We start from the raw sequence: 21,245 nt of genomic DNA on the forward strand, positions 1-21,245 counted from the left end.
TGAGACTTGGGCGATCTCCAGTGGGTGAGAGAGGCTGGTTCGCACTATTGGGTGACTTTCAGGCGATAGAGCTCCGCAGGCCGGAAGCGGTGGCCGCTTTCCTGGCGGCCGGTCGGCTCCAACCGGCCGGTGCCGAGCATGCGCGTACGGAACGCCGGCTTGTTGAGCGGGCGGCCCAGAATGACCTCGTGGACTTCCTGAAGCTCGCGCAGCGTGAACTCTTGTGGCAGCAGCGCAAAGGCGACGTCGGACCAGTCGAGCTTAGCGCGCAGTCGATCAACGGCGGTGGCGACGATCTGTCCGTGATCGAACGGGAGAGTGAGCCGGACACCGTCGTTCGTGAACACTCCCGCGCCGCCGTCGGTAAAGTTGACTGTGGCGAGGTCGCGGTGATCGGGATCGATATGACCAAGCGCCGAATGGGGCAACAGTGCGAAATAGGCGACGCTGATTACGCGCATGCGCGGATCACGTTTGACGTCCCCAAAGGTGTAGAGCTGCTCCAGGAACGTGGGCGGCATGCCTGCCTTGTCGCGCAGCACGCGCTGCGCGGCTTCGTCCAGGGTCTCGTCCATGGGGACGAAGCTTCCCGGCAGGGCAAACTGATGTATGAACGGGTGCTCGGTGCGCTCGACGAGCAGCACCTGCAAGGAGCGATCCCGGATCGTGAGCAGCACTAGGTCGACGGTCACCGACGGCCGCTCGAATGCGCTCGGGTCGTAGCTGGCGATAAAGTCTGATTCGTTCACAGACCGGCTTAGTTAGACGTAACAGAAATATAAGTCAAACACGTCTTTCTTTGCACCCCGCGCGATCGAGCGGCCGGATGGCAGCAGGGTCGTCAGTTTCAAGAACGGCTATGGCGCGTGGTCCGCACCTTCTCGATGATCCCGGAGGGCACCGGCACCCGAATCGAGATCCGATACTATGGCATCCAGGTGCCCGGCCCCTGGAAGCGTTGCGTTGGCCTGAAGCCGCCCAAGCAGGGCCCCTGAGTGGCCTATCCCACTCCCCCCATCGTCAACTCCTGGCTCGGAGGCGAGCATGAATCCAAGCGAATGGAACACTAAGCAGAGGACGACGGCCGTCGCCGTAGTGGTTATCTTTCTGTATTGCCTCGCCCACTTTCCCGCGTCTGATCCTAACTGGGGTTTCCTTTCCTGGGCCCTCATCTCGTTGATCGCAACGGTGGTCATCGTTGTGATATTCGCACTCGTCGTACGTGTTATCCGGTGGGTGCTCGCAGGTCGCGACAACGATTGGTGACGATGAGCGGCCAGAAATGTCAGCTTGCCCTGTGCTGTCGGATGCGCCTGCTCCTAGAGCGCCGCCTCAAAAGCCCGGCAGGACCCTCAGTCCTCTTCGTCATCGTTTTCGATCAATAGAGCGCCGGGAGCCATTTCGATAAAGGAGGCCTTAGGCTTGGGGAACGGCTTCAACCCATGTCTCTCGGCGTCCGACTTCGGCCGGAACGGCACAACGTCCTCCTGTAAGTGAATCCAGTTTCCCGTGACCGTGATGCAATGTTCCACGCTGGCCTCGGCTCGCTCGCCGGACAGCCGGGACTGCAGCTCTGCCAGTTCAGCCTTCAGCGCTCCAAACGTCGTGCAGTGCATGCGTTTTGGTCGGCCAAGACCGACCCGCGTGCTAAGGCGATCGAGCTTTTCCCATGCAGCCGCCTCCGAGCCGATTGCCTGATCTCGATAGCGTAGCTGGCTGCAAGTCCTACACATCCACTTTTCCATGCAAACAAGGACAGGCTTGTTCATTCGGCACTCTTCGCATACGAGCATGTTCCATGATCGCACATTCTTGAGGTTCTTCGATGTATAAATATCCAAGGATGCATGTACGCAACTTTCGTCCCACTCCGAATTCCAATGGGAATAGATCAAGAGACGCTTTCTCGTGTGCAGTTTTTCATCGGAATGGCCGAGGCGTACTCCATGAGTGGTGATCCATATACAACGCGATCTCCCGGTCTTAAGCGCCTTTGCTGCCTCAGCGGCCTTTAGGCGCGGGCGCGCTTCCAGGTAAGGCGGCCGATTGTCGTCATCGTCTTTGGGAGGCTTGATGGTCTCTCTTTTTTTATAGCGCGAAAGTGGTGCTCCGCAATATTTCGAAAACTCGGTCGAAATGTGGGCAGTTTGTCGTGAGGAGACCAATTCTGGCGATATGCGCTGTTCGTCATGGCTGCAGCCTTGCTCGCGCCACTTGCGGAGACGCGGAGACGTTCCGCTAAGTCGATGTAGAGCTTCCGCTTATTGCTGCAATGCGCCCCATCGGTGATCGGGGCAGCGCGACGGAATGGCGGAGAGGGTGGGATTCGAACCCACGGTACCGTTGCCGGCACGCCGCATTTCGAGTGCGGTGCTTTCGACCTCTCAGCCACCTCTCCGCGAGATGATCGGGCCCGTCGAACGCGGCCGGTCGAATGAAGCGGTGCCCCTAGCGGAACGGGACAGCACACACAAGCGTCTGCTTGCGTGAGGTCGCGCGCGACCTAAATAGGTGCGTAATGAACAGAACATCCGCCTTGCCAGACACCGGGATCGTGGCGCCGCCGATCGTCCATGCGCGCTTTGGCGTGGGGCAGGTGGTGCGGCACCGCTTATTCGATTTCCGCGGCGTCGTGTTCGATATCGACCCGGTCTTCGCCAATTCCGAAGAATGGTATCAATCGATCCCCGAGGATGCGCGGCCGCGCAAGGACCAGCCTTTCTATCACCTGCTCGCCGAGAATGCGGAGAGCAGCTACATCGCCTACGTCAGCCAGCAGAACCTGCTGCCGGACGATGGCGAGGAGCCGGTCAACCATCCGGCGATCGCCGGATTGTTCGAGGCGTTTCGCGACGGACGCTATCAGCTCCGCCGCGAGCACCGGCACTAGGCTCCGATCCTAGCCTGCCTTAGCATCGGTTACGCGCTGCGGCCGGGTGTCAGGCAGGACCGCGCGGAAGTGGTTCTGCACGGCTGAATAGCATTCGCACGCGCATTGCTCGATCGCGGCGCGGTCGAGGATCACCATGCGGCCGCGGCTATAGCTGATCAGTCCGCGTTCCTGCAGCACGCGCGCCACGCCGCTGACGGTGGTGCGCTGCACGCCCAGCATCTCTGCAAGATATTCCTGGGTGAGCGCGATTTCGTCCGAATCGACCCGGTCGTGCGTGGTCAGCAGCCAGCGGCATAGCCGCGCGTCGATCGCATGAAGGGCGTTGCAGGCAACGGACTGCATGGTCTGGGCGAGCAGCGTGTCGGCATAGCGGCTGAACAGATCGCGGATTACGATCGAGCGCTCCTTGGCGCTCTCCAGAGCTGCAGTCTCCAGCTTCAGCGCCGTGCCGCCGATCTGCACGACCGCGCGCGCAAAGGCAGGCTTGTTGCCGGCGCTGACGATGCCGCCGATCGCGCCTTCGCGGCCGATCGTCGCGGCTTCGACCGCCCGGCCGTCCGCCATCGTCACCACCAGCGAGGCGACCACGCCCGGGCCGGGGAAATAGGTGTGGGAAACGTCCTCGCCGGGTTCGAACAGCACATCGCCGCGTCCCAACAGCACGGCAGACATCGACGGTTCCAATATGGCCCGTTCGGCCGGCTTCAGACTTGCCAGCAGACGGTTGCCCGCAAACTGCAGCGCGACGTTCAGGGTAGCGACGTCGTTGCGCCCGTTGTTATTCTCGTTGCTCATTCCGCCCCCCGGCGTGGCTGGCCCCCCGCGGGCGCAACCCATTCTTGGCGTAACGATTATCGCCCCTTAGCTTACACGTCTGTCCGCAAGTCGACATATGAACAGACAATCATAATGTGTCTTATTGGCACAACATTTTAGATTAGCATCGGGGGCGGAACGAGTCACGGGCGCTGAGCGCGCGCCGCGTCACTTGCGAGCTTGTCTGCACGCTCGTTATCGGGGTGGCCGGCATGCCCCTTGACCCACGTCCATTCGATTCGGTGCGGCGCCGCCGCGTCGATCAGCGCCTGCCACAGATCGGCGTTCTTGACGGGCTTCTTATCGGACGTCTTCCAGCCGTTGCGCTGCCAACCCTTCAGCCAGCGCGTGAGTCCGTCCATCACATAGCGGCTGTCCGTGGAAAGCTGCACGCGGCAGGGGCGCTTGAGCGCGTTCAGCGCCTCGATCGCTGCGGTCAACTCCATGCGGTTGTTGGTCGTGAGCGGCTCGCCGCCCGACATATCGCGTTCGCGGTCGCCGAAGCGCAGCACCGCCCCCCATCCGCCCGGCCCCGGATTGCCCTTGCACGCGCCGTCGGTGGCGATCTCGACCAGTGGAAGTTCGTTCACAACGCCGCGTAGTGGTCGAGCCGCCGCAGAAAGGCGAGGGGGTCCTTGCGGGTAACAAGCGCATCGGCCGGCGTGTTCAGCCAGTCCCAGGCACGAGTCAGCAGGAACCGCAGGCAAGCGCCACGCGCGAGGGCAGGAAATGCGGCGCGCTCCTCGGGCCGCAGCGGATGCTCGGCCTCGTAGCCCGCAATCAGCGCGTCGCCCAACGCCGCATCGAACCGGCTGCCATCCGCGCTGAAGCACCAGGCGCTGTGGGTCACGGCAAGGTCCCAGGCGCGTATTTCGGTGCAGGAAAAATAGAAGTCGATCAGACCGGTCACCTTGTCGCCCAACATAAGAACATTATCGGGAAACAGATCGGCGTGGACCACCGCGCGCGGCAAATCGGTTGGCCAGTGAACATCGAGCCATGCAAGCTCGTCCGACACGCGCTTCCCCAGACCCGAAGCGATCGCATCGAGCTGAGGGCCGCACCGCTCAGCGAGGGCGTGCCACCCAGCCGGCCCCAGGCTGTTCGGCCGCTCCTGCGTAAAGGAGCGGAGCGCGACGTGCATTTGTCCGAGCGCGGCACCGGCGGCTCGCGCCTGCGCCGCCGTCGGGCGTGTGACCGAAACGCCAGGAAGGAACTCGATCAAACACGCGGGCCGGCCGGCGACGCGCTGGATCTGCACGCCGTCGCGGTCGCGCAGCGCACACGGCACCGGGTTACTGCTGGCCGCGAGATGATCGAGCAAGGCGATGAAGAAAGGCAGGTCGGCCTCATCGACCCGCTTTTCGTAAAGCGTAAGGATGAACCGGCTCTCCGTCGTGTCGACCAGATAGTTGGAGTTCTCGACCCCCTCGGCGATTCCCTTGGCGGACACCAGGGAGCCGACGCCGTAGCGAGCGATCAGCGCCGCCAGCTCTTCGGTCGGAACTTGGGTATACACGGCCATCGCTGCCCTGATCGCGGAGGCGTGGGAAAAAGGAAAGAGCGTTGGAGTCGCGATGTCCGCCGCAATCCTGTATGGTTGCGCGCGGGAGGAGCGGGCCGATGGCGTCTCGTGTCGTCGACAAGGAAGTCGCGCACTGCGTCTCGATTCGATGCTGGGGCGACTTTGCGATCGCGGATGCGCAAACCGGCGCGGAGGTCCGTCCGCGTGGGCGCAAGGCGCGCGCGTTGCTCGCCTATTTGGCGCTTCACCCCGGCAGGGCGATCAGTCGCGAAAAGCTGATCGGCCTGCTCTGGGGCGACCGGGCGGAAGAGCAGGCGCGGGGCAGCCTCAGACAAACGCTATTCGAGCTGCGAAGCCTGTCCCACGGCGATAATCCGCTGCTGCAGGTTGATCGCGAGACGATCGCGATCGATCCTGATGCTGTCGAGACGGAGATCGACCGGATGCAGGCGCTGCTCGATGGGGGCGATTTCGAGGGTTTGCTCGCCGCCTTGCCGCAGCCGGACGATACGCTGTTCGCCAATCTAGACGGGATCGACCCCGCGTTCGACGACTGGCTGCGGGTGGAGCGCGTGCGCCATCATGACGAGCTCGTAGCGATGCTCAGCGACGCTTCCGCAGGCGCCGTTGCGGCGGGCAAGTCGCGCCTCGGCCGAATCTTCCACGGCCGACTGACCGAGCTGGGTGAACGGCCGGAAGGGGATTTGCGGACGGAGGCAACGCCCCGGCAACCGGCCGCGCTCCTGCAGCCGCCCGCAAGGCAGGCGTATTGGCGAGCAGCGGCGATACCCGCGTTGCTTATCCTGACTGCGGGATTTGCAGGTTCCTCGGTCTGGTGGATGTCGCGTCCGTCGTCGGGCGCGGAAGCGCTCCATCAAGAGGCTTATGGCCTCTATGCTTCCGCTCGCGGGATGGTGCGAAAGAGGAACGCGGAGCTGAGGCCCGCGATCGAAATGCTTCGCCGTGCGGTTGCCATCGATCCCGAATTCGCGCCCGCTTGGGCCGAACTTGCGATTGCGACCGGAATGGGCGCGGAGGGGCAGCAGGCTCTGGAAGCCGAACGCCATGCGCGGCGGGCGCTTGCGATCGATCCCAATCTTGCTGATGCGCACGCCGCTTTGGGGATGATCGCCGAATTCCGAGGGCCTGAGGCGTTTGCCCATCTCAAACGCGCGGCCGAGCTCGATCCGCACAATGCTCAAATCCAGTATTGGCTGAGCAACTACTACGCAAACGAGCTGGATTTCGGGAACCGCTTGGCGGCGCTCCGCAAGACGGTAGCGATCGATCCATTCTGGCCGCGGGGCGTGAACGAAGCGGCGCTGGCCGCTTGGGATATGGGCTATCGCGACGAAGCGGCGCGGTATGTACAGCGTTTGACCCAGTCCGATCCTGCGGCGGCCTTCGATTGCGACTACAAGCTCGATCTCGCGGGCGGCAGCTATGCCGCCATTGCAAAAGGAATCGCGCAGAAGCGGCAGCAAGAGGATTTTCCCGCCGGAGCCGATGTGAAGCTCGGCAGCGTGCTGCTCATCCTGGGTTACTCCGAGCCGGCTCGGCTCCTGCTTCGTTTGCCGAAATATCAGTGGGAAGTCGCAGGGAATGGTCCGATCCTGCCCGCGACGTTCCGCCGGCTCGAGGCCAGCTCAACCATTGACCCGATCATCGCCAATCATTTGCTGATGATCGCCATGCAGCGTCTCCTTTTCGAGAAAAGGGGGGCGGAGATCGCTTCCGCGTTCGATGACGGCCGGGGGCAGATTGCCATGCTCGCCAGCGAAACTGCCGATCCCAGCTCGCTTGTCGAGTTTGCCCCCGACACGGCCCTCGCGCTGCGAAGCATCGGTCGGCACAAGGAGGCGAGCATCCTGCTGGGCAAAGCCGACACCTCCGTCCGAAAGGCGTTAGCGCGCGGGCCCGTGCCTGCCCATTTCCTGATGATGGCGGCGAAGCTCCGCGCGGTCCAAGGGCGGCGGGACGAAGCCCTTGCCTTGCTCAAGACCGCGGCCGATCGGGGCTGGCGATACGCCCCGCTTACGCCGCGGCCCGACCTTGCCGGCATCTATGCGTTCCGCGAACTCCACGGCGACCCCCGGTTCGAAGCCATCCGCCAGGAACAGCTCGATCATATCGATCGCGAGCGGCAGGCCGTCGGCGCCGTCCCGGTTTAGGACAAAGGCGACATAAAACACGCCGGTATCGCGATTTAACGGTCGCCTAACGCGCGAATAACGGTTTCGCGGACTGACGAGGCGCATCCCCTGAGTCGTGGCGGGGCCACAGTTCTAGGGAGATGAAGATGTATCAGGGGAAACTCCTGGCGGCAGCGGCCGTGCTTACCGGCTCGCTGGTGGCTCAGCCGGCCAGCGCTGCGGTCGGTGTGAGCGACGATGTCGTGCTGTATTGGAATCAGATCGCGGCGCAGACCGTGACCGGCTCGCCGGCGACGACGACGCGGCCGATCGCAATGGTCGGGGTGGCCATTCGCGATGCGGTCAACGCGACGCTCGGCTCGCCAAACTCGTCCTATCTCAGTCTACCGGGAACGCCGGGCGGCGACACGCGCGCTGCAGCCTCGGTGGCGGCCCGCAACCTGCTGGTCGCGCTGAACCCATCCCAGACGGCAGCCTATGACGCGGCGCTCTCTGCCAGCCTGGCGTTGGTTGCCGATGGTCAGGCCAAGACCGATGGCATGACGACTGGCGCGGCGGTCGCCACCGCAATGCTGGCGCGGCGCACCGGAGACGGTTCGGCCGCTGTCGTGAACTACACGCCGACTGGGCAGATCGGCCATTGGGCACCGACTCCGCCGGGCAATCTGCCCGGCGCGATTCCGCAATGGGGCGGTGTGGCGACCTGGCAAATCGGATCGCAGAACCACTTCCAGCCGCCACCGCCGCCGACGCTCGACAGCGCCGAGTATGCGGCCGCTTTCAACGAAGTGAAGGCGATCGGAGACGTCAACAGCGTGATCCGGACGGCGGACCAGACGGCAGCCGCGCAATTCTGGGCGACGCCTGGCGCTGGCGGCGTGCAACCTTGGGTGCTGACGGCGGTCGACATCGCCAAGCAAAAGGGCCTGTCGACGCTCGATGCCGCCAACCTGTTCGCCTTGCTGGAAGCGACTGCGGCCGATGTGACGATCGGGATCTTCCAGGCCAAGTATCTCTACGATTACTGGCGGCCGGTTACGGCCATCCGCATGGCCGATCTGGACGGCAACCCGCTGACCGACAAGGACGGCGCCTGGACGTCGCTGATCGTGGCGCCGAACCATCCGTCCTATGTCTCGGGGCACTCCGCCCAATCCGCGGCGATTACGACGGTGCTTGCCGGGGTGCTTGGAGACAACAACTCCTTCTGCATCACGTCGGGCGCGACCCGGTGTTGGAACACCTTTACCGATGCCGCAAACGAAGCGGCGAACAGCCGGTTGTGGGGCGGCATCCACTGGCGCTTCGACAACGAAGCGGGGCAGGCGCTTGGCCGCGCGGTCGGCGAGTTCGCGCTCAACCAGCATGTGTTCACGCCGGTGCCGGAGCCGGCGACCTGGGCAATGATGATCGCGGGCTTCGCGCTCGTCGGCGCCGGCCTGCGCCGCCGTGTGCTGCGCGTCGCTTACGCCTGAATTGAAAAGGGGCGGCCCGTTTCCGGACCGCCCCTCTTTTCTCTCGAAAGCTGTAAGTAGCTTACTTGAGTTCCACCGTCGCGCCGGCTTCCTCGAGCTGCTTCTTGAGCTTCTCGGCTTCGTCCTTGCTCACGCCTTCCTTGACGGCCTTCGGCGCGCCCTCGACGAGAGCCTTCGCCTCGGTCAGGCCGAGGTTGGTGATCGCACGGACTTCCTTGATCACGTTGATCTTCTTGCCGCCGTCGCCGGTCAGGATGACGTCGAATTCGGTCTTCTCTTCCGCAGCAGCGGCGCCGCCGCCGGCGCCACCAGCGGCCGGGGCCGCAACCGCGACCGCAGCGGCGGCCGAAACGCCCCACTTCTCTTCGAGCATCTTGGACAGGTCGGCCGCTTCAAGAACGGTCAGCGACGAAAGCTGGTCAACCAGCGACTGAAGGTCTGCCATGTGTATTCTCCGTATCTAGGTGAGTTTAAGCGTCTTCTTTGGCGGCGTAGGCGCCGAACACGCGCGCAAGCTGGGCGGCCGGGGCCTGGGCGATCTGCGCAAGCTTCGTCGCGGGTGCCTGGATAAGGCCCACGATCTTGGCGCGCAGCTCGTCAAGCGACGGCAGCGAAGCGAGTGCGGTGACGCCCGCCACGTCCAGGGCAGTCTCGCCCATCGCCCCGCCCACGATTTCGAACTTGTCGTTCGTCTTCGCGAAATCGACGGCCACCTTGGCAGCCGCGACGGGGTCGTTGGAATAAGCGAGGCCGGTCGGCCCGGTCAGCATCGTGCCGATGCTGGCATAGGGCGTTCCCTGGATCGCGATCTTGGCCAGGCGGTTCTTCGCCACCTGATAGCTGGCGCCGGCGTCACGCATCTTGTTCCGCAGGTCCGTGGACTGCTTGACGGTCATGCCCTTGCTGCGGGTCACGACCACCACGCCCATGGTGGACAAGGTGCTGTTCAGCTCTTCGACCAGCTCAGACTTTTGAGCTCGATCCATGCCATTCTCCTTTGTGACGCACGGAAACATTCCGTGCGCCGGCTCATTTGTCCGAGGGGAATGGTTCAACGGCGCAGCGGCCCGGCATGAAGCACGAGGCGGCGGCAGACCCGAATATCTCTTCCCCGTCTCGGCTGGAGATTAAGAGGGGAGCCCTCACCAGCTGTCTCGGACGGCACGACTGGAGCAAGCTCCAATCGAAGGGCGCGCCTATAGCGGGAATCGCGGCGAGGTCAAGGTTCGGGAACGGCTGGCGTTTACCGCTCGTTCGGCGCTAGACCGTAACGGAACAGGTTCAAATAGGGGAAAGACATGGCCGACACGCCCGCTTCCGAAACTCCGAAGCGCCGCCGCGCGACCAAGCCTGCCGCATCGACGGCCAAGAGCGGCGCGACAAAGACGGCACGCAAGCCTCGCAAGGCCGCCGCCGAGGCTCCTGCAGCCGAAGCGACGGCAACCCCCAAACCCAAGACGGCGCGCAAGCCGCGAGCGACACCTGCCGCCGCCCCTGCCGCTGAAACCAAGGCCGAGGCGCCGAAACCGGCTCGCAAGCCCCGGACGGCCGCTCCGAAGAAGGAAGCTGCGCCCAAACGTCAGCCGCGAAAGGCGGCTGCGCCGAAACCGTCCGAGGCCCCGAAGTCTGGTGTTTCGGCACCAGCCGTGGTCGAGAAGGCTGTGTCTGCCGTGAAGCGCGCCGTTCCCGAAGTGCCGCCGCGCGCCGGGCTGTTCGCCGCACTGGGTACGGCGGCGGTGGCGGCTGGCGCATTCTTCGTGTGGCGTGCTTCCCGCGCCGAGGAGCCACGCTATCAGACTGTCGAATCCGACGGGCCGATCGAAGTCCGCAAATATCCCGCGATGGTCACTGCGGGCACCGAACATCGCGGCGAGCGCCAGGCTGCGCTCAACGAAGGCTTCCGCACGCTTGCGGACTATATCTCGGCCAAGTCACGGCCGGGGAAGAAGATCTCGATGGCCGCGCCGGTGCTGTCGGACAGCGACGGCGACGGGAGCTGGCGGACGCGGTTCATCATGCCGGTGAACACGCCCCGGGCCGAGCTTCCGAGCGCGCCGCTGGGTGTCGAACTGACCTCGGAGCCCGCGCGGCGCGTCGCCGCCATGCGCTTCTCCGGCAGCGCCGACGATGCGACGCTGGCTTCGAAGGAAGGCGCGCTCAGGTCCTGGCTGCAGATTCGCGGCCTGCCAAGCGAAGGCAGGGCCGTGCACGCTTTCTACAACGCACCGTTCCTGCCGGGACCGATGCGCCGCAACGAAGTGATGATCGTGCTGAGCGAGGAAGGCGGCATGGGCCTCTGAGCCCTGCCGCCTGAGGCGCGATTACTGGCCCGAGGAGCTGCCCGACGAAGTGCGGCTGTCGAACTCGTCGCGCGAGGCGTCGGAGACCTTCTGCCACTGCTTGACGGTCATGCAGATCTTCTTGCCCTTGACCAGCGAACCCGTCTCGATCTGCGTGCGGCACACCTTTTTCTCGACGGGCTTCTCCGCAGGCGTGGCAGGCGCCTGGGCGGCGGGCGCCGCTTCCGGCGCGGCAGCGAGCAACAAGCTGGTCACAACATGAAGCAACATCGTGCTTTTCTCCATTAACTGACAAGGCTGATAGCAAGTCCGCCGGGGATTCGCAAAGGCGCGCGACGAGGCTGTCGCAATCCGGGACGAAGTTGCATTCAAGAAAAAGGCCGGGGGGAACCCGGCCTTTTCCGTTTGGGATTTAGACCGTCGCGACTTCCGCGACGTCGACCTTGATGCCCGGCCCCATCGAGGAGCTGACGGCCACCTTCTTGACGTACTTGCCCTTGGCGCCCGACGGCTTGGCCTTCACGACCGCATCGACCAGCGCGTCGAAGTTGGCGCGCAGGTCCTCGGCGGCGAACGATGCCTTGCCGATGCCGGAATGGATGATGCCCGCCTTTTCGACGCGGTATTCGACCTGGCCGCCCTTTGCGTCCTTGACCGCCTGAGCGACATTCATCGTGACCGTGCCGAGCTTCGGGTTCGGCATCAGGCCCTTCGGGCCCAGCACCTTACCGAGACGGCCGACCAGGCCCATCATGTCGGGCGTGGCGATGCAGCGGTCGAAGTCGATATCGCCGCCCTGCACGGTCTCGAGCAGGTCCTCGGCCCCGACGATGTCGGCGCCGGCCTCGCGGGCCTCGTCGGCCTTCGCGCCCTTGGCGAAAACGGCGACGCGGACGGTCTTGCCGGTGCCCTTGGGGAGCGTCACGACGCCGCGGACCATCTGGTCGGCGTGGCGCGGGTCGACGCCCAGGTTCAGCGCGACTTCGATCGTCTCGTCGAACTTGGCGGTGGCGTACTGCTTGGCGAGCGCGATCGCCTCGTCGACGCCGTGCAGCTTCTCCGCATCGACGGTCCAGGTCTTCTGCTTCTTGGTCAGCTTGGCCATGGTCTTAACCCTCCACCACTTCGAGGCCCATGGCGCGGGCGGAGCCTTCGATGATCTTCGTTGCTGCCGCGATGTCGTTCGCGTTCAGGTCCTTCATCTTCGCATTCGCGATGTCTTCGAGCTGCGAGCGCTTGATGCGCCCCGCAACCGCTTTGCCCGGCTCCTTGGAGCCCGACTTCAGACCGGCCGCCTTCTTCAGCAGATAGGAAGCGGGCGGGGTCTTGGTCTCGAAGCTGAACGAACGATCCGCATAGACGGTGATCACGGTCGGCAGCGGCGTGCCCTTTTCCTGATCGCCGGTCTGGGCGTTGAACGCCTTGCAGAACTCCATGATGTTGACGCCGCGCTGACCGAGCGCGGGGCCGATCGGCGGAGACGGATTGGCGGCGCCGGCCGGCACCTGCAGCTTGATATAGCCGGTGATTTTCTTAGCCATGTCACTCACTCTCTAGTGGGCTCAGAGCGCAACAGCACCCCGCCCGTTCAAGTTTAGCGGTACAGACGGCCGCCCGAAGACGGCCTCCCGCAGACTTCCACGCTGTCGCTTGGAAGCGGGCGCCCTTAGCGGAAAGCGTGTGCGAAGGGAAGCCCGCGTTTAGGACCGCATTATTTGCCGGCTTGTCGTCCAGGCAACAGACAGCTCCATCGCTCGGGTGTCATCTGGCGCCATGACACGCATCCACACCGCCCGGCACGACCGAACGCCTTTGGCTGCGCAGATCAACCGCAGCTGGCGCGCAATCGCGCGATCGGAAGCGCTGCTTGCCAGCACGAAATCCCTTGTAGAGACATCGCAAGGGAAGGGCGATCACACTCTCGCTTCAGCCCCAAGGGATCCGAGCGCGGAAGCGACCAAAAAAGCTGGCTAACCCTTGTTAGTGGCTCGGTGCGCGCAAGGAACTTCCGGCAGCCTATTCTCATTCAGCAGGCCCACAGAGGATCGAAATGGACCAAGGGCACCGCAGCAAGCTCACCGACCATTGCCGGCAATGGAGGATCGGAACGTGAGGCGCTCCATGCTCTGGAACATGGTTCTGGTGGCAGTGCTGATCTGCGCCTTCGGCTATGCCTTCGCCGTCAATACCGGATAGCCTTTGCTCGCAGGCGGCACCCGGCGGGTCTTGGCGCGTTCAGGCGATTGACGGAGATGAGAATGAATGACGATCGGGTCTGGGCGACCGAGCTGAGCCTCTGGAGAGGCGATGAGACCGTATATCGCAAGCGGATCGATCCGATGGCCCGTATGGCGCTGCCGTCGCCGCCTTTCATCTTTGCCGGGCAACAGGCAGTGAATGCCGTCCAGGCAACGCCCCATTGGTCGAACGTCGCGTTCGAAGACGGCACGATATCCCGCCCTCAATACGGGCTGATCGTGGTCGCCTACACCGCCCATGCGCAACGCGAGGCGGATGAAGCCTATGTGGCGCATTGCACCACGACCTATCGCCTGAACGACGCCGGTGAATGGCAAGTCATCCAACACCAGCAAACGCCGAAGACGGTCGTCGCCTAGATAGACCTACCACTCTCGATTCCGATAGAGAAGCCGGGTTCCATCCGCGCTAGAGCGTTTGAGTTAAACGCTTTTTCATGCCTGGCCCGCAAAGAGGCGCAAAGGGGTGCGCCATAGTTTTCGCGGTTCGTCATCAGGCCTGGATCGTTGCGCTCGGGTGCGCGCTGGCGGCTGCGCTTGCGCTGCGCCTGGTTGGGATCAGCATAGATTTTTCCGGCAGCAGCGGAACGCTTGTACTGATTGCCGCAGCCGCGCTGATGGGCGTGCTGCGCGACCGCTTCGAGCGCGAAGCAATCCGGCGGCTGATCGACGTTTTCCAGATGCTCGCGATGTTCGTGGTCGTCAGTTCTACAGGCTTGTTTCTCACCTATGCGGCGGCAGCGATCAGCGAGGGCTATCAGGACGAGCTGCTCGCTGGGGCAGACCGGGCGCTCGGCTTCAACTGGATTGGCCTCTATGATTTCATGGACCGCAACCGGTCGCTGATGATCGCGTCCAAGAAGATCTATTTCAGCATCTTCGCGTCGCCGATCCTGATCGCGATTGCGCACGGCGTCACGGGACGACGCGCCGGCTATCATCGCTTCCTGCTGGCGTTCGGCGTGGCGCTCGCCGTGACGAGCGCAGTCTTCATCCTGTTTCCCGCCCGTTCCGCCATTCCTTATTGGATCGGCCCCGACCCCTCCTATCCCGCCGCTGTCATCGACCAGCATGTGAAGGTGATCGACGCGCTGCGGTCGGGCCGGTTGACGGTGCTCGACCTGGAAAACGCGATCGGGCTGGTGAGCTTTCCCAGCTTCCACGCCGCCGCGGCCGTGCTGTTCGTCTGGGGATGCTGGCCGTTCCCCGTGCTGCGGCTGCCGGCCGTTACCCTCAACGTCGCGATGACCGGCACCGCGTTCGTCGAGGGCTCGCATTATCTGGTCGACATACTCGCAGGCGTGCTCGTCGCCTTGCTGGCGATCGCGCTCGTCCATGCGCGGATCGCCAGCAAGGTGCGCAGCCTGGCGCCCATGCTGCGCCAGAACCGCGTCGACAGTATCAGAACGAGAACTTGATCGTGCCGCCGAAGGTACGTGGATCGCCGGGCTGGCCGGCGATCAGGCCGGTGTTGCCGGGCGCCACCTGCAGCGTCTCGATATAATGCACGTCGAAGGCGTTGCGCATCCAGGTGAAGACGTCGAAGCCATCGCCTCGAAAGCCGACACGGAAGTTGGTGAGCGCATAGCCCTTCACGTCGGTATAGATCGAGGGCGAGGCATTCGAGTTCCAGTGCGAGCGGTAGTTGCCGTCGGCGCCGACATAGAGCTGACCGTCCTTGCCCAGCAGCGTTAAGGGCGTGTTGGCCTCGGCGCCGTAGGAGAAGGCCCATTTCGACACGCCGGGCAGGTGCTGGCCCGAGATATCGCATTGGCGCGGGCTGAGGGCGCCGGGGACGCCCGGCTGCGAGTAATCCGGCGTCGCGCCGGCCGGCTGGAACGTGCCGCCGGACAGCTCGGGCGGGCAGGGGGCGTCGACGAACTTCACATATTTGGCGTCGGTATAGGCGCCATTCGCATAGGCGGTGAAGCGTTCGCTGGTGCGGATCTTGAAATCCGCCTCGATGCCCTGCGAGCGGACCTTCTGGGCATTGGCGAGATAGCCGCGCACCGTGCCGAATTGGCCGCCGTTGACCGTCGCCTGGAAGTTCCTGATCTCGGTGCGGAAGATGCTGAGGTTGAAAGTCGCGAGGCGGTTCCAGAACGACGTTTTCAGGCCGACTTCATAATGGTTCACCGATTCCGGTTTCACCGTGCTGGCGCTCAGGTTCGGCGTGTTGTCGGCGTTGAGCGGCAGGCCGTTCTGGTTGATGCCGACAGTCTTGAAGCTCTTGGCATAGGTCGCATAGGCAAGAACGTCCCGCGCAATCTTGTAGTTGATGTTGAGATCGTAGCTGAAATTCCAGTCGCTGACCGAGGGCTCGGTGAGCTGTGGTTGGTAAATGCCGCACTGTGCGGCGAGGACAGAGCCCGCGGCGGGGGTGGGGGAGCAACTGATCACCTGACCCGCGCCGTTGGTGACGACGCGCTGATAGAAGCCCGTCTTCTTGTCGTAGTTCAACCGCGCGCCGGGCTGAATCGTCAGTTCGGGCGTGACCTTGTAGCTAACCTGGCCGAACAGCGCGGCGCTGGTGCTCTTGAGAAACTGTGTGTTCCGCGCGGTAAGGCCGCTGAGGATGGCGGGGTTGGTCGCTTGCGTGCCGGTCAGGCTCCATCGGCTGGCGTCGGATCCCTGCTGCTCGAGGCCCTGCGTGTCGATGCGCTGCTTGAAGCCGAACAGGCCGACGACGTAATCGATCTTCTCTCCCTCGTGATTGTAGCGGAATTCCTGGCTATACTGGTTCTGCTGCGAAGGATTGTTCGAGGCGGAGACGATCGACAGGCCGGTGAAGTCGCGATCGTTCTGGGGCTTCCAGTCCCAGAAGCGCCAGGCAGTGATCGACGTAAACGTGCCGCCGCCGACATCCCATTTCACCCGCAGCGAGGCGCCGCCGATCTTGTTGCCGGCCTGCAGCGGCGCATCCAGATCGGTCAGGCGATCATAGACGTTGCGGCTTGGCACGGCGTAATTTCGGCCCGGATTGGCGGCGTTGATCGCGGCGACGAGCGCGTCGTATTGACGGCTAAGCGCGCGCTGGGTGCGGCCGACACGGACGAACGCCGTGCCGCAGCATTCGGGGTCCTGCTTGCTGTAATCGCCCGAGAGCGTGATGCTGAGATCGTCATTCGGCTGGAACAGCAGCTCGCCGCGCAGGCCGAGATTGTCCTGCTCGTTGATCCAGCGCTTGCTGGTGACATTGTAGAGCGTGCCGCGGCGGCTGGTTGTGGCGACCGCGATGCGCGCGGCGATCTTGTCCGACAGCGGGCCCGAGACCGCGGCTTTCGCCTGCTTGTAGTTGAGGTTGCCCGCGGTGACCTCGGCATGGCCTTCGAAGTCGAAGGTCGGCTGGTTGGTGGTGATGTTGATCGCGCCGGCTGTGGTGTTTTTGCCGTAGAGCGTGCCTTGCGGCCCGCGCAGCACTTCCACCTGGGCGACGTCGAGGAAGTCGAAGGTCGCAGCGGCGACGCGCGAGTTGTAAACGTCGTCGACATAGATGCCGACGCCCTGTTCGAAGCCGTCGCTGGTCAGGCCGTAGGGTACGCCGAGGCCGCGGATGTTGACCGAGGTGTTGCGCGGGTTGGTCGTGTAGACCTGCAGCGTCGGCGCGAGCTGCTGCAGCTTCACGACGTTGAAGTTGCCGGTGGCCTCGATGCTGTCCCCCTTGATGACGGAGATCGCCAGCGGCACTTCCTGCGCGGTTTCCTGGCGGCGGCGGGCGGTGACGATGATCACGTCGCCGCGGCTGGGCTCCTCGGCGTCTGCAGCTGTGTCGCCCGAAGGCGCTTCGGTGGCCGTGGCCGCTGACGTGGCGGCGACTGGATCAGGCGCAGCGAAAGCCGCAGTGGACGAGCTCAGAAGCAATAGGGCAGCAAGCCGCGTGCGGCGAATCAGCATGGTGGTGTTCCTCCCGCCCCACATTCTCAACTAATGAGATAGAGTAAACGAGAGGAAAGCTTGCGCTGCTGATAACCGAGCTTGTGGCGAGCGCTGTCAGACGCTCAGGCAGGTGCGAGCCGCCCCTGCTGCCGCCGGATTGCCGCGCCCATCAGCAGGAAGCCGGCGAGCATCATCGCCCAGACGCGCGGCTCCGGCACGGCGGAGACGCCGAACTGGCCGGCGATACTGCGGAACAGCGCCGACTGCACGGCGGCGGTCGGGTGGGTGCCGTCGAACGAGAAGATGCCGGCGCAGTCGCTCGCCTGGGCCTGGAGCTGGATGCAGCTCAGGTCCGTGCGCAGCGGCGGCAGGCCGAGCGAGCCGGGATTGGCCTGCAATTGCTGGAAGAACTTCAGATAGCTGAAGCGGTAGAGATTGGTGTTCGCGTTCAGCGACAGGCCGTCGAGCGCGCTCTGCAGCTGGGCGTCGATCGTGAAGGCCTGCGGATCGGTGGCATTCGGGATGCCGGTGATCAGGATGTTGCGCGCGCCGAGATCGTTCAGCCGCTGCACCTGGCCGGAATAGGTGCTGACGATGGCGTTCACGTAATCGGCGCTGTTGGTGAAGGGCAGCAGCGCGTTGGCGTTGCCGGCCTGGAAGCGTTCCAGTGCGAAGATGTCGTTGCCGCCGGCGTTCAGGATGTAGAGCGCGTTTGGATCGGCCGCGCCACCTTTGGCCGCCGCATAGGTGCTGATCTGCAGCGTCAGGTCGGGGATGGTGTCGGTGGCGTCCGTGACGACGCGCGCGCCGCCGAAGCTGTAGTTGTTGCCGCCCTGCAGCGATGCGCGGGTGGGCGTGCCGAACAGCTCGAAGTTGATATAGTCGACATAGTCGTAGCCGTTGGTGAAGCGGCCGTTACGGTAGCCGAGCGCTGGATTGGGCGTCTTGTTGCCGGTCAGCGTCGCGATATTGCCCGCATCGACCAGGCTGTCGCCGAACACGTAAAGCGCGTCGAAGCTGTTGGGGGTCGCTGCCACGGCGGGCAGGGCGGAAGTCACAAGCGCGGCAGCAAACACGCCACGCATCAGGCGGTGCAGTTTCACGGCGTCCCTCCTTTGTTTGAGGGACGGAACGAAACCGGCAGCCGACCGGTTCCGTATGGTTAACAAAAATGTCAGTTGGCGCGTTCGGCCAGCACGGTCAGTCCGCGTTCGTTCACTTCCGCGAAGCCGCCTTCGACGCGGACGATCACCGGTTCCGCAGTCTGCGAGGCATAGACCTTGAGGTCGCCGTCGCGCAGCGTCGAGACGAGCGGCGCATGGCCGTGCAGCACGCCGAAATCGCCCTCGGTGCCGGGGACGGTGACCATATAGACTTCCTCAGAGCGGACGAGCTTTTCGGGAGTCACGAGTTCGAAGTGCAGGGGCATTTTGCTCTTCCTAGCCCCTCTCCTTCAGGGGAGGGGATGGGGTGGGGGTGTTTGGAGCGGTGCTGAGGCGGAGATTGCGCTCCGACTCTGCCCCACCCCAACCCCTCCCCTGAAGGGGAGGGGCTCTAGTCCTTACGCCGCTTCGGCCAGCTTCTTGGCCTTTTCGACCGCCTCGTCGATGCCGCCGACCATGTAGAACGCGGCTTCGGGAAGGTGGTCGTATTCGCCGTCGACGACCGCCTTGAACGACTTGATCGTGTCCTCGATCGCGACGAACTTGCCCGGGATGCCGGTGAAGACTTCGGCGACATGGAAAGGCTGCGAGAGGAAGCGCTGAATCTTGCGCGCGCGGGCGACGGTCAGCTTATCCTCTTCGGAGAGCTCGTCCATGCCGAGGATGGCGATGATGTCCTGCAGCGACTTGTACTTCTGCAGGATCGACTGGACGGCGCGCGCGGTCTCGTAATGCTCCTGGCCGACGGTGCGCGGCTCCAGCACGCGGCTGGTCGAATCGAGCGGGTCGACGGCCGGGTAGATGCCCAGCTCCGAGATCGCGCGCGAAAGCACGGTCGTCGCGTCGAGGTGGGCGAAGGAAGTGGCCGGGGCCGGGTCGGTCAAGTCGTCGGCGGGCACGTAGATTGCCTGCACCGACGTGATAGAGCCCTTGTTGGTCGAGGTGATCCGCTCCTGCAGCGCGCCCATGTCGGTGGCGAGCGTCGGCTGATAGCCCACGGCGGACGGGATGCGGCCCAAGAGCGCCGACACTTCCGAACCCGCCTGAGTGAAGCGGAAGATGTTGTCGACGAAGAACAGCACGTCCTGGCCTTCGACGTCGCGGAAATATTCGGCGATCGTGAGGCCCGACAGCGCGACGCGGGCGCGGGCGCCCGGCGGCTCGTTCATCTGGCCATAGACCAGCGCGACCTTGGAGCCTTCCGAGATCGCATTGCCCTCGGCGTCCTTGGCGATGACGCCCGCGTCGAGGAACTCGTGATACAGGTCGTTGCCCTCGCGGGTGCGCTCGCCGACGCCGGCGAACACCGAGGTGCCGCCGTGACCCTTGGCGATGTTGTTGATCAGCTCCTGGATCAGCACGGTCTTGCCGACGCCGGCGCCGCCGAACAGGCCGATCTTGCCGCCCTTCGCATAAGGCGCGAGCAGGTCGATGACCTTGATGCCGGTGACGAGGATCGAGCTGTCGGTCGACTGGTCGACGAACACCGGGGCCTCGGCGTGGATCGGCGCGGTGTCGGTATGGCCGACGGGCCCGCGCTCGTCGATCGGCTCGCCGACGACGTTCAGGATGCGGCCGAGCGTCTTCGGGCCGACGGGCACGCGGATCTGCGATCCGGTGTCGGTGACGGTCTGGCCGCGAGTCAGGCCTTCGGTCGAGTCCATCGCGATCGTGCGGACGGTGTTCTCGCCCAGATGCTGCGCGACCTCGAGCACAAGGCGGTTGCCGTTGTTCTCGGTCTCCAGCGCCGAAAGAATGGCGGGCAGGTGGCTGTCGAACGAAACGTCGACGACGGCGCCGATCACCTGGGAAATGCGGCCGACATTGTTCGTCGTCGCGGGCTTGTTGAGGGTCTGGGGCTCAAGCATCTTGTCTTCCTTCGGGCGAACTTACAGCGCTTCGGCGCCGGAGATGATTTCGACGAGCTCGGTGGTGATCGCCGCCTGGCGCGTGCGGTTGTACTGGATTGTCAGGCGGTTGATCATGTCGCCGGCGTTGCGGGTGGCGTTGTCCATCGCGGTCATCTGAGAACCGTAGAAGCCGGCCTGGTTCTCCAGCAGCGCGCGATAGATCTGGATCGCAATGTTCTTCGGCAGCAGATCGGCAAGGATCGACTCCTCGTCCGGCTCATACTCCACCGCGGCGATGCTCGACGAAGTTGAGGAAGTTGAAGTCGTCAGCGGCACCGGAATCAGCTGCTTGGCCGTCGGCTCCTGCACCAGTGCGGACAGGAACTTGGAGAAGAACAGGTGAGCGACGTCGAACTCGCCGGCCTCGTAGCGAGCGATCAGGTCCTGCGCGACCGCCTGGGCGTCGGCAAAGGCCGCCGACTTGGCGTGGCTCATGTCGTGATCGGCAAGCGTCTGCGTGGGGTAGTAGCGGTTGACCGCTGCCCGGCCCTTGCGGCCGAGGATGTAGAAGCGGACCGTTTTGCCAGCCTCGATCAGCTCGTCGGCCTGGCGGCGCGCGGCGCGGACGATGTTGGTGTTGAAGCCGCCGGCCAGGCCGCGCTCCGACGTCGCGACGACGATCAGATGCACATCGTCCTTGCCGGTGCCGGCGAGCAGCTTGGGTGAGGAGGCGCTGATCGTCACCTTGGAGGCGAGCGAGGCCATCACCGCCTCCAGCCGCTCGGCATAGGGACGGCCGGCCACCGCCGCGTCCTGCGCGCGGCGCAGCTTCGCAGCGGCGACGGTCTTCATCGCCTTGGTGATCTTCTGCGTCGACTTCACCGAGCCGATGCGGATCTTCAGAGCCTTGAGGCTGGCCATTCTAGTCCCTCAGAT

22 protein-coding genes and 1 tRNA gene are annotated in these 21,245 nt (G+C 64.2%); 7 read left to right on the forward strand and 16 right to left on the reverse strand.

Annotated features, from left to right (window positions below):
- Window positions 1-44: 44 nt before the first annotated feature.
- Window positions 45-749, reverse strand: a complete 705-nt coding sequence (locus ACFSCW_RS04240; protein ID WP_380887223.1) for an NUDIX hydrolase — start codon at window positions 747-749, stop codon at window positions 45-47.
- A gap of 117 nt (window positions 750-866) precedes the next feature.
- Between ACFSCW_RS04240 and ACFSCW_RS04245 the strand changes: the two genes are divergently transcribed.
- Window positions 867-995 (forward strand): hypothetical protein, encoded by a 129-nt coding sequence (locus ACFSCW_RS04245; RefSeq protein ID WP_380887225.1) that lies wholly within the window; start codon window positions 867-869, stop codon window positions 993-995.
- Window positions 996-1,352: 357 nt separating this feature from the next.
- On the opposite strand, the gene ACFSCW_RS04250 is transcribed toward ACFSCW_RS04245, so the two are convergent.
- Both ACFSCW_RS04250 and ACFSCW_RS04255 read right to left on the reverse strand, forming a co-directional pair.
- On the reverse strand, window positions 1,353-1,769 hold the full coding sequence (locus tag ACFSCW_RS04250) for a hypothetical protein (protein WP_380887227.1): 417 nt from the start codon (window positions 1,767-1,769) through the stop codon (window positions 1,353-1,355).
- 539 nt (window positions 1,770-2,308) lie between these two features.
- Window positions 2,309-2,398 (reverse strand) — tRNA-Ser (locus ACFSCW_RS04255).
- Between the two features lie 120 nt (window positions 2,399-2,518).
- Here ACFSCW_RS04255 and hspQ point away from each other — a divergent pair.
- Window positions 2,519-2,890, forward strand: a complete 372-nt coding sequence (gene hspQ, locus ACFSCW_RS04260) for a heat shock protein HspQ (RefSeq protein WP_380887229.1) — start codon at window positions 2,519-2,521, stop codon at window positions 2,888-2,890.
- Between the two features lie 9 nt (window positions 2,891-2,899).
- Here hspQ and ACFSCW_RS04265 read toward each other — a convergent pair whose 3' ends face one another.
- The 3 genes from ACFSCW_RS04265 to thrB all read right to left on the reverse strand — a co-directional run bounded on the left by ACFSCW_RS04265 (window position 2,900) and on the right by thrB (window position 5,234).
- On the reverse strand, window positions 2,900-3,688 hold the full coding sequence (locus ACFSCW_RS04265) for a Crp/Fnr family transcriptional regulator (RefSeq protein WP_380887231.1): 789 nt from the start codon (window positions 3,686-3,688) through the stop codon (window positions 2,900-2,902).
- Between the two features lie 164 nt (window positions 3,689-3,852).
- Window positions 3,853-4,299 (reverse strand): ribonuclease HI, encoded by a 447-nt coding sequence (rnhA, locus tag ACFSCW_RS04270; RefSeq protein ID WP_380887233.1) that lies wholly within the window; start codon window positions 4,297-4,299, stop codon window positions 3,853-3,855.
- On the reverse strand, window positions 4,296-5,234 hold the full coding sequence (gene thrB, locus ACFSCW_RS04275; RefSeq protein ID WP_380887235.1) for a homoserine kinase: 939 nt from the start codon (window positions 5,232-5,234) through the stop codon (window positions 4,296-4,298). Before thrB ends, rnhA begins: the two co-directional genes overlap by 4 nt.
- Window positions 5,235-5,332: 98 nt before the next feature.
- Here thrB and ACFSCW_RS04280 point away from each other — a divergent pair, with 98 nt between their 5' ends.
- Window positions 5,333-7,405: a hypothetical protein gene (locus ACFSCW_RS04280; protein ID WP_380887237.1), complete on the forward strand. Its 2,073-nt coding sequence runs from the start codon at window positions 5,333-5,335 to the stop codon at window positions 7,403-7,405.
- A 128-nt stretch (window positions 7,406-7,533) separates the two neighbouring features.
- Window positions 7,534-8,862 (forward strand): PEPxxWA-CTERM sorting domain-containing protein, encoded by a 1,329-nt coding sequence (locus tag ACFSCW_RS04285; protein ID WP_380887239.1) that lies wholly within the window; start codon window positions 7,534-7,536, stop codon window positions 8,860-8,862.
- 61 nt (window positions 8,863-8,923) lie between these two features.
- Here ACFSCW_RS04285 and rplL read toward each other — a convergent pair whose 3' ends face one another.
- Together rplL and rplJ are read right to left on the reverse strand one after the other, a co-directional pair.
- Window positions 8,924-9,307, reverse strand: coding sequence for a 50S ribosomal protein L7/L12 (gene rplL / locus ACFSCW_RS04290; RefSeq protein WP_380887240.1), 384 nt, complete (start codon window positions 9,305-9,307; stop codon window positions 8,924-8,926).
- A gap of 25 nt (window positions 9,308-9,332) precedes the next feature.
- On the reverse strand, window positions 9,333-9,848 hold the full coding sequence (gene rplJ, locus ACFSCW_RS04295) for a 50S ribosomal protein L10 (RefSeq protein ID WP_380887242.1): 516 nt from the start codon (window positions 9,846-9,848) through the stop codon (window positions 9,333-9,335).
- A gap of 312 nt (window positions 9,849-10,160) precedes the next feature.
- On the opposite strand from rplJ, the gene ACFSCW_RS04300 reads away from it, so the two are divergent.
- Window positions 10,161-11,162, forward strand: coding sequence for a heme-binding protein (locus ACFSCW_RS04300; RefSeq protein WP_380887244.1), 1,002 nt, complete (start codon window positions 10,161-10,163; stop codon window positions 11,160-11,162).
- Between the two features lie 21 nt (window positions 11,163-11,183).
- Here the strand turns inward: ACFSCW_RS04300 and ACFSCW_RS04305 are convergent, their stop codons facing one another.
- The 3 genes from ACFSCW_RS04305 to rplK all read right to left on the reverse strand — a co-directional run bounded on the left by ACFSCW_RS04305 (window position 11,184) and on the right by rplK (window position 12,703).
- Window positions 11,184-11,432 carry a hypothetical protein gene (locus tag ACFSCW_RS04305; protein WP_380887246.1) on the reverse strand — a complete coding sequence of 83 codons (249 nt, stop codon included), beginning with the start codon at window positions 11,430-11,432 and terminating at the stop codon, window positions 11,184-11,186.
- 142 nt (window positions 11,433-11,574) lie between these two features.
- On the reverse strand, window positions 11,575-12,267 hold the full coding sequence (rplA, locus tag ACFSCW_RS04310; protein ID WP_380887248.1) for a 50S ribosomal protein L1: 693 nt from the start codon (window positions 12,265-12,267) through the stop codon (window positions 11,575-11,577).
- 4 nt (window positions 12,268-12,271) lie between these two features.
- Window positions 12,272-12,703 carry a 50S ribosomal protein L11 gene (rplK, locus tag ACFSCW_RS04315; RefSeq protein WP_380887250.1) on the reverse strand — a complete coding sequence of 144 codons (432 nt, stop codon included), beginning with the start codon at window positions 12,701-12,703 and terminating at the stop codon, window positions 12,272-12,274.
- A 717-nt stretch (window positions 12,704-13,420) separates the two neighbouring features.
- Here rplK and ACFSCW_RS04320 point away from each other — a divergent pair.
- Window positions 13,421-13,780 (forward strand): DUF4440 domain-containing protein, encoded by a 360-nt coding sequence (locus ACFSCW_RS04320; protein ID WP_380887252.1) that lies wholly within the window; start codon window positions 13,421-13,423, stop codon window positions 13,778-13,780.
- 257 nt (window positions 13,781-14,037) lie between these two features.
- Window positions 14,038-14,838 (forward strand): phosphatase PAP2 family protein, encoded by an 801-nt coding sequence (locus tag ACFSCW_RS04325; protein ID WP_380887254.1) that lies wholly within the window; start codon window positions 14,038-14,040, stop codon window positions 14,836-14,838.
- Here the strand turns inward: ACFSCW_RS04325 and ACFSCW_RS04330 are convergent.
- From ACFSCW_RS04330 to ACFSCW_RS04350, 5 genes are all read right to left on the reverse strand, one after another.
- Window positions 14,822-17,314 carry a TonB-dependent receptor gene (locus ACFSCW_RS04330; protein ID WP_380887256.1) on the reverse strand — a complete coding sequence of 831 codons (2,493 nt, stop codon included), beginning with the start codon at window positions 17,312-17,314 and terminating at the stop codon, window positions 14,822-14,824. The two genes, ACFSCW_RS04325 and ACFSCW_RS04330, sit on opposite strands and share 17 nt — an antisense overlap.
- Before the next feature lie 104 nt (window positions 17,315-17,418).
- Window positions 17,419-18,399: an SGNH/GDSL hydrolase family protein gene (locus tag ACFSCW_RS04335; RefSeq protein WP_380887258.1), complete on the reverse strand. Its 981-nt coding sequence runs from the start codon at window positions 18,397-18,399 to the stop codon at window positions 17,419-17,421.
- A 71-nt stretch (window positions 18,400-18,470) separates the two neighbouring features.
- The gene (locus tag ACFSCW_RS04340; protein WP_380887260.1) at window positions 18,471-18,725 is read right to left on the reverse strand and encodes an ATP synthase F1 subunit epsilon; all 255 of its coding nucleotides are present in this window, start codon (window positions 18,723-18,725) and stop codon (window positions 18,471-18,473) included.
- Window positions 18,726-18,857: 132 nt separating this feature from the next.
- Window positions 18,858-20,327, reverse strand: coding sequence for a F0F1 ATP synthase subunit beta (atpD, locus tag ACFSCW_RS04345; RefSeq protein WP_380887262.1), 1,470 nt, complete (start codon window positions 20,325-20,327; stop codon window positions 18,858-18,860).
- Between the two features lie 21 nt (window positions 20,328-20,348).
- The gene (locus ACFSCW_RS04350; RefSeq protein ID WP_380887264.1) at window positions 20,349-21,230 is read right to left on the reverse strand and encodes a F0F1 ATP synthase subunit gamma; all 882 of its coding nucleotides are present in this window, start codon (window positions 21,228-21,230) and stop codon (window positions 20,349-20,351) included.
- Window positions 21,231-21,245 lie beyond the last annotated feature (15 nt).

Origin of the sequence: Sphingomonas tabacisoli (assembly GCF_042678385.1) — a bacterium.
Taxonomy (GTDB): domain Bacteria; phylum Pseudomonadota; class Alphaproteobacteria; order Sphingomonadales; family Sphingomonadaceae; genus Sphingomonas_B; species Sphingomonas_B tabacisoli.

What these genes read in the sequence shown, in the direction of transcription:
- ACFSCW_RS04250 (WP_380887227.1), bottom strand. Translation starts at nt 1,769, where the DNA reads ATGAACAAGCCTGTCCTTGTTTGCATGGAAAAGTGGATGTGTAGGACT.
- hspQ (WP_380887229.1), top strand. Translation starts at nt 2,519, where the DNA reads ATGAACAGAACATCCGCCTTGCCAGACACCGGGATCGTGGCGCCGCCG.
- ACFSCW_RS04265 (WP_380887231.1), bottom strand. Translation starts at nt 3,688, where the DNA reads ATGAGCAACGAGAATAACAACGGGCGCAACGACGTCGCTACCCTGAAC.
- thrB (WP_380887235.1), bottom strand. Translation starts at nt 5,234, where the DNA reads ATGGCCGTGTATACCCAAGTTCCGACCGAAGAGCTGGCGGCGCTGATC.
- ACFSCW_RS04280 (WP_380887237.1), top strand. Translation starts at nt 5,333, where the DNA reads ATGGCGTCTCGTGTCGTCGACAAGGAAGTCGCGCACTGCGTCTCGATT.
- ACFSCW_RS04285 (WP_380887239.1), top strand. Translation starts at nt 7,534, where the DNA reads ATGTATCAGGGGAAACTCCTGGCGGCAGCGGCCGTGCTTACCGGCTCG.
- rplL (WP_380887240.1), bottom strand. Translation starts at nt 9,307, where the DNA reads ATGGCAGACCTTCAGTCGCTGGTTGACCAGCTTTCGTCGCTGACCGTT.
- rplJ (WP_380887242.1), bottom strand. Translation starts at nt 9,848, where the DNA reads ATGGATCGAGCTCAAAAGTCTGAGCTGGTCGAAGAGCTGAACAGCACC.
- ACFSCW_RS04300 (WP_380887244.1), top strand. Translation starts at nt 10,161, where the DNA reads ATGGCCGACACGCCCGCTTCCGAAACTCCGAAGCGCCGCCGCGCGACC.
- ACFSCW_RS04305 (WP_380887246.1), bottom strand. Translation starts at nt 11,432, where the DNA reads ATGTTGCTTCATGTTGTGACCAGCTTGTTGCTCGCTGCCGCGCCGGAA.
- rplA (WP_380887248.1), bottom strand. Translation starts at nt 12,267, where the DNA reads ATGGCCAAGCTGACCAAGAAGCAGAAGACCTGGACCGTCGATGCGGAG.
- rplK (WP_380887250.1), bottom strand. Translation starts at nt 12,703, where the DNA reads ATGGCTAAGAAAATCACCGGCTATATCAAGCTGCAGGTGCCGGCCGGC.
- ACFSCW_RS04320 (WP_380887252.1), top strand. Translation starts at nt 13,421, where the DNA reads ATGAATGACGATCGGGTCTGGGCGACCGAGCTGAGCCTCTGGAGAGGC.
- ACFSCW_RS04325 (WP_380887254.1), top strand. Translation starts at nt 14,038, where the DNA reads ATGGGCGTGCTGCGCGACCGCTTCGAGCGCGAAGCAATCCGGCGGCTG.
- ACFSCW_RS04330 (WP_380887256.1), bottom strand. Translation starts at nt 17,314, where the DNA reads ATGCTGATTCGCCGCACGCGGCTTGCTGCCCTATTGCTTCTGAGCTCG.
- ACFSCW_RS04340 (WP_380887260.1), bottom strand. Translation starts at nt 18,725, where the DNA reads ATGCCCCTGCACTTCGAACTCGTGACTCCCGAAAAGCTCGTCCGCTCT.
- atpD (WP_380887262.1), bottom strand. Translation starts at nt 20,327, where the DNA reads ATGCTTGAGCCCCAGACCCTCAACAAGCCCGCGACGACGAACAATGTC.
- ACFSCW_RS04350 (WP_380887264.1), bottom strand. Translation starts at nt 21,230, where the DNA reads ATGGCCAGCCTCAAGGCTCTGAAGATCCGCATCGGCTCGGTGAAGTCG.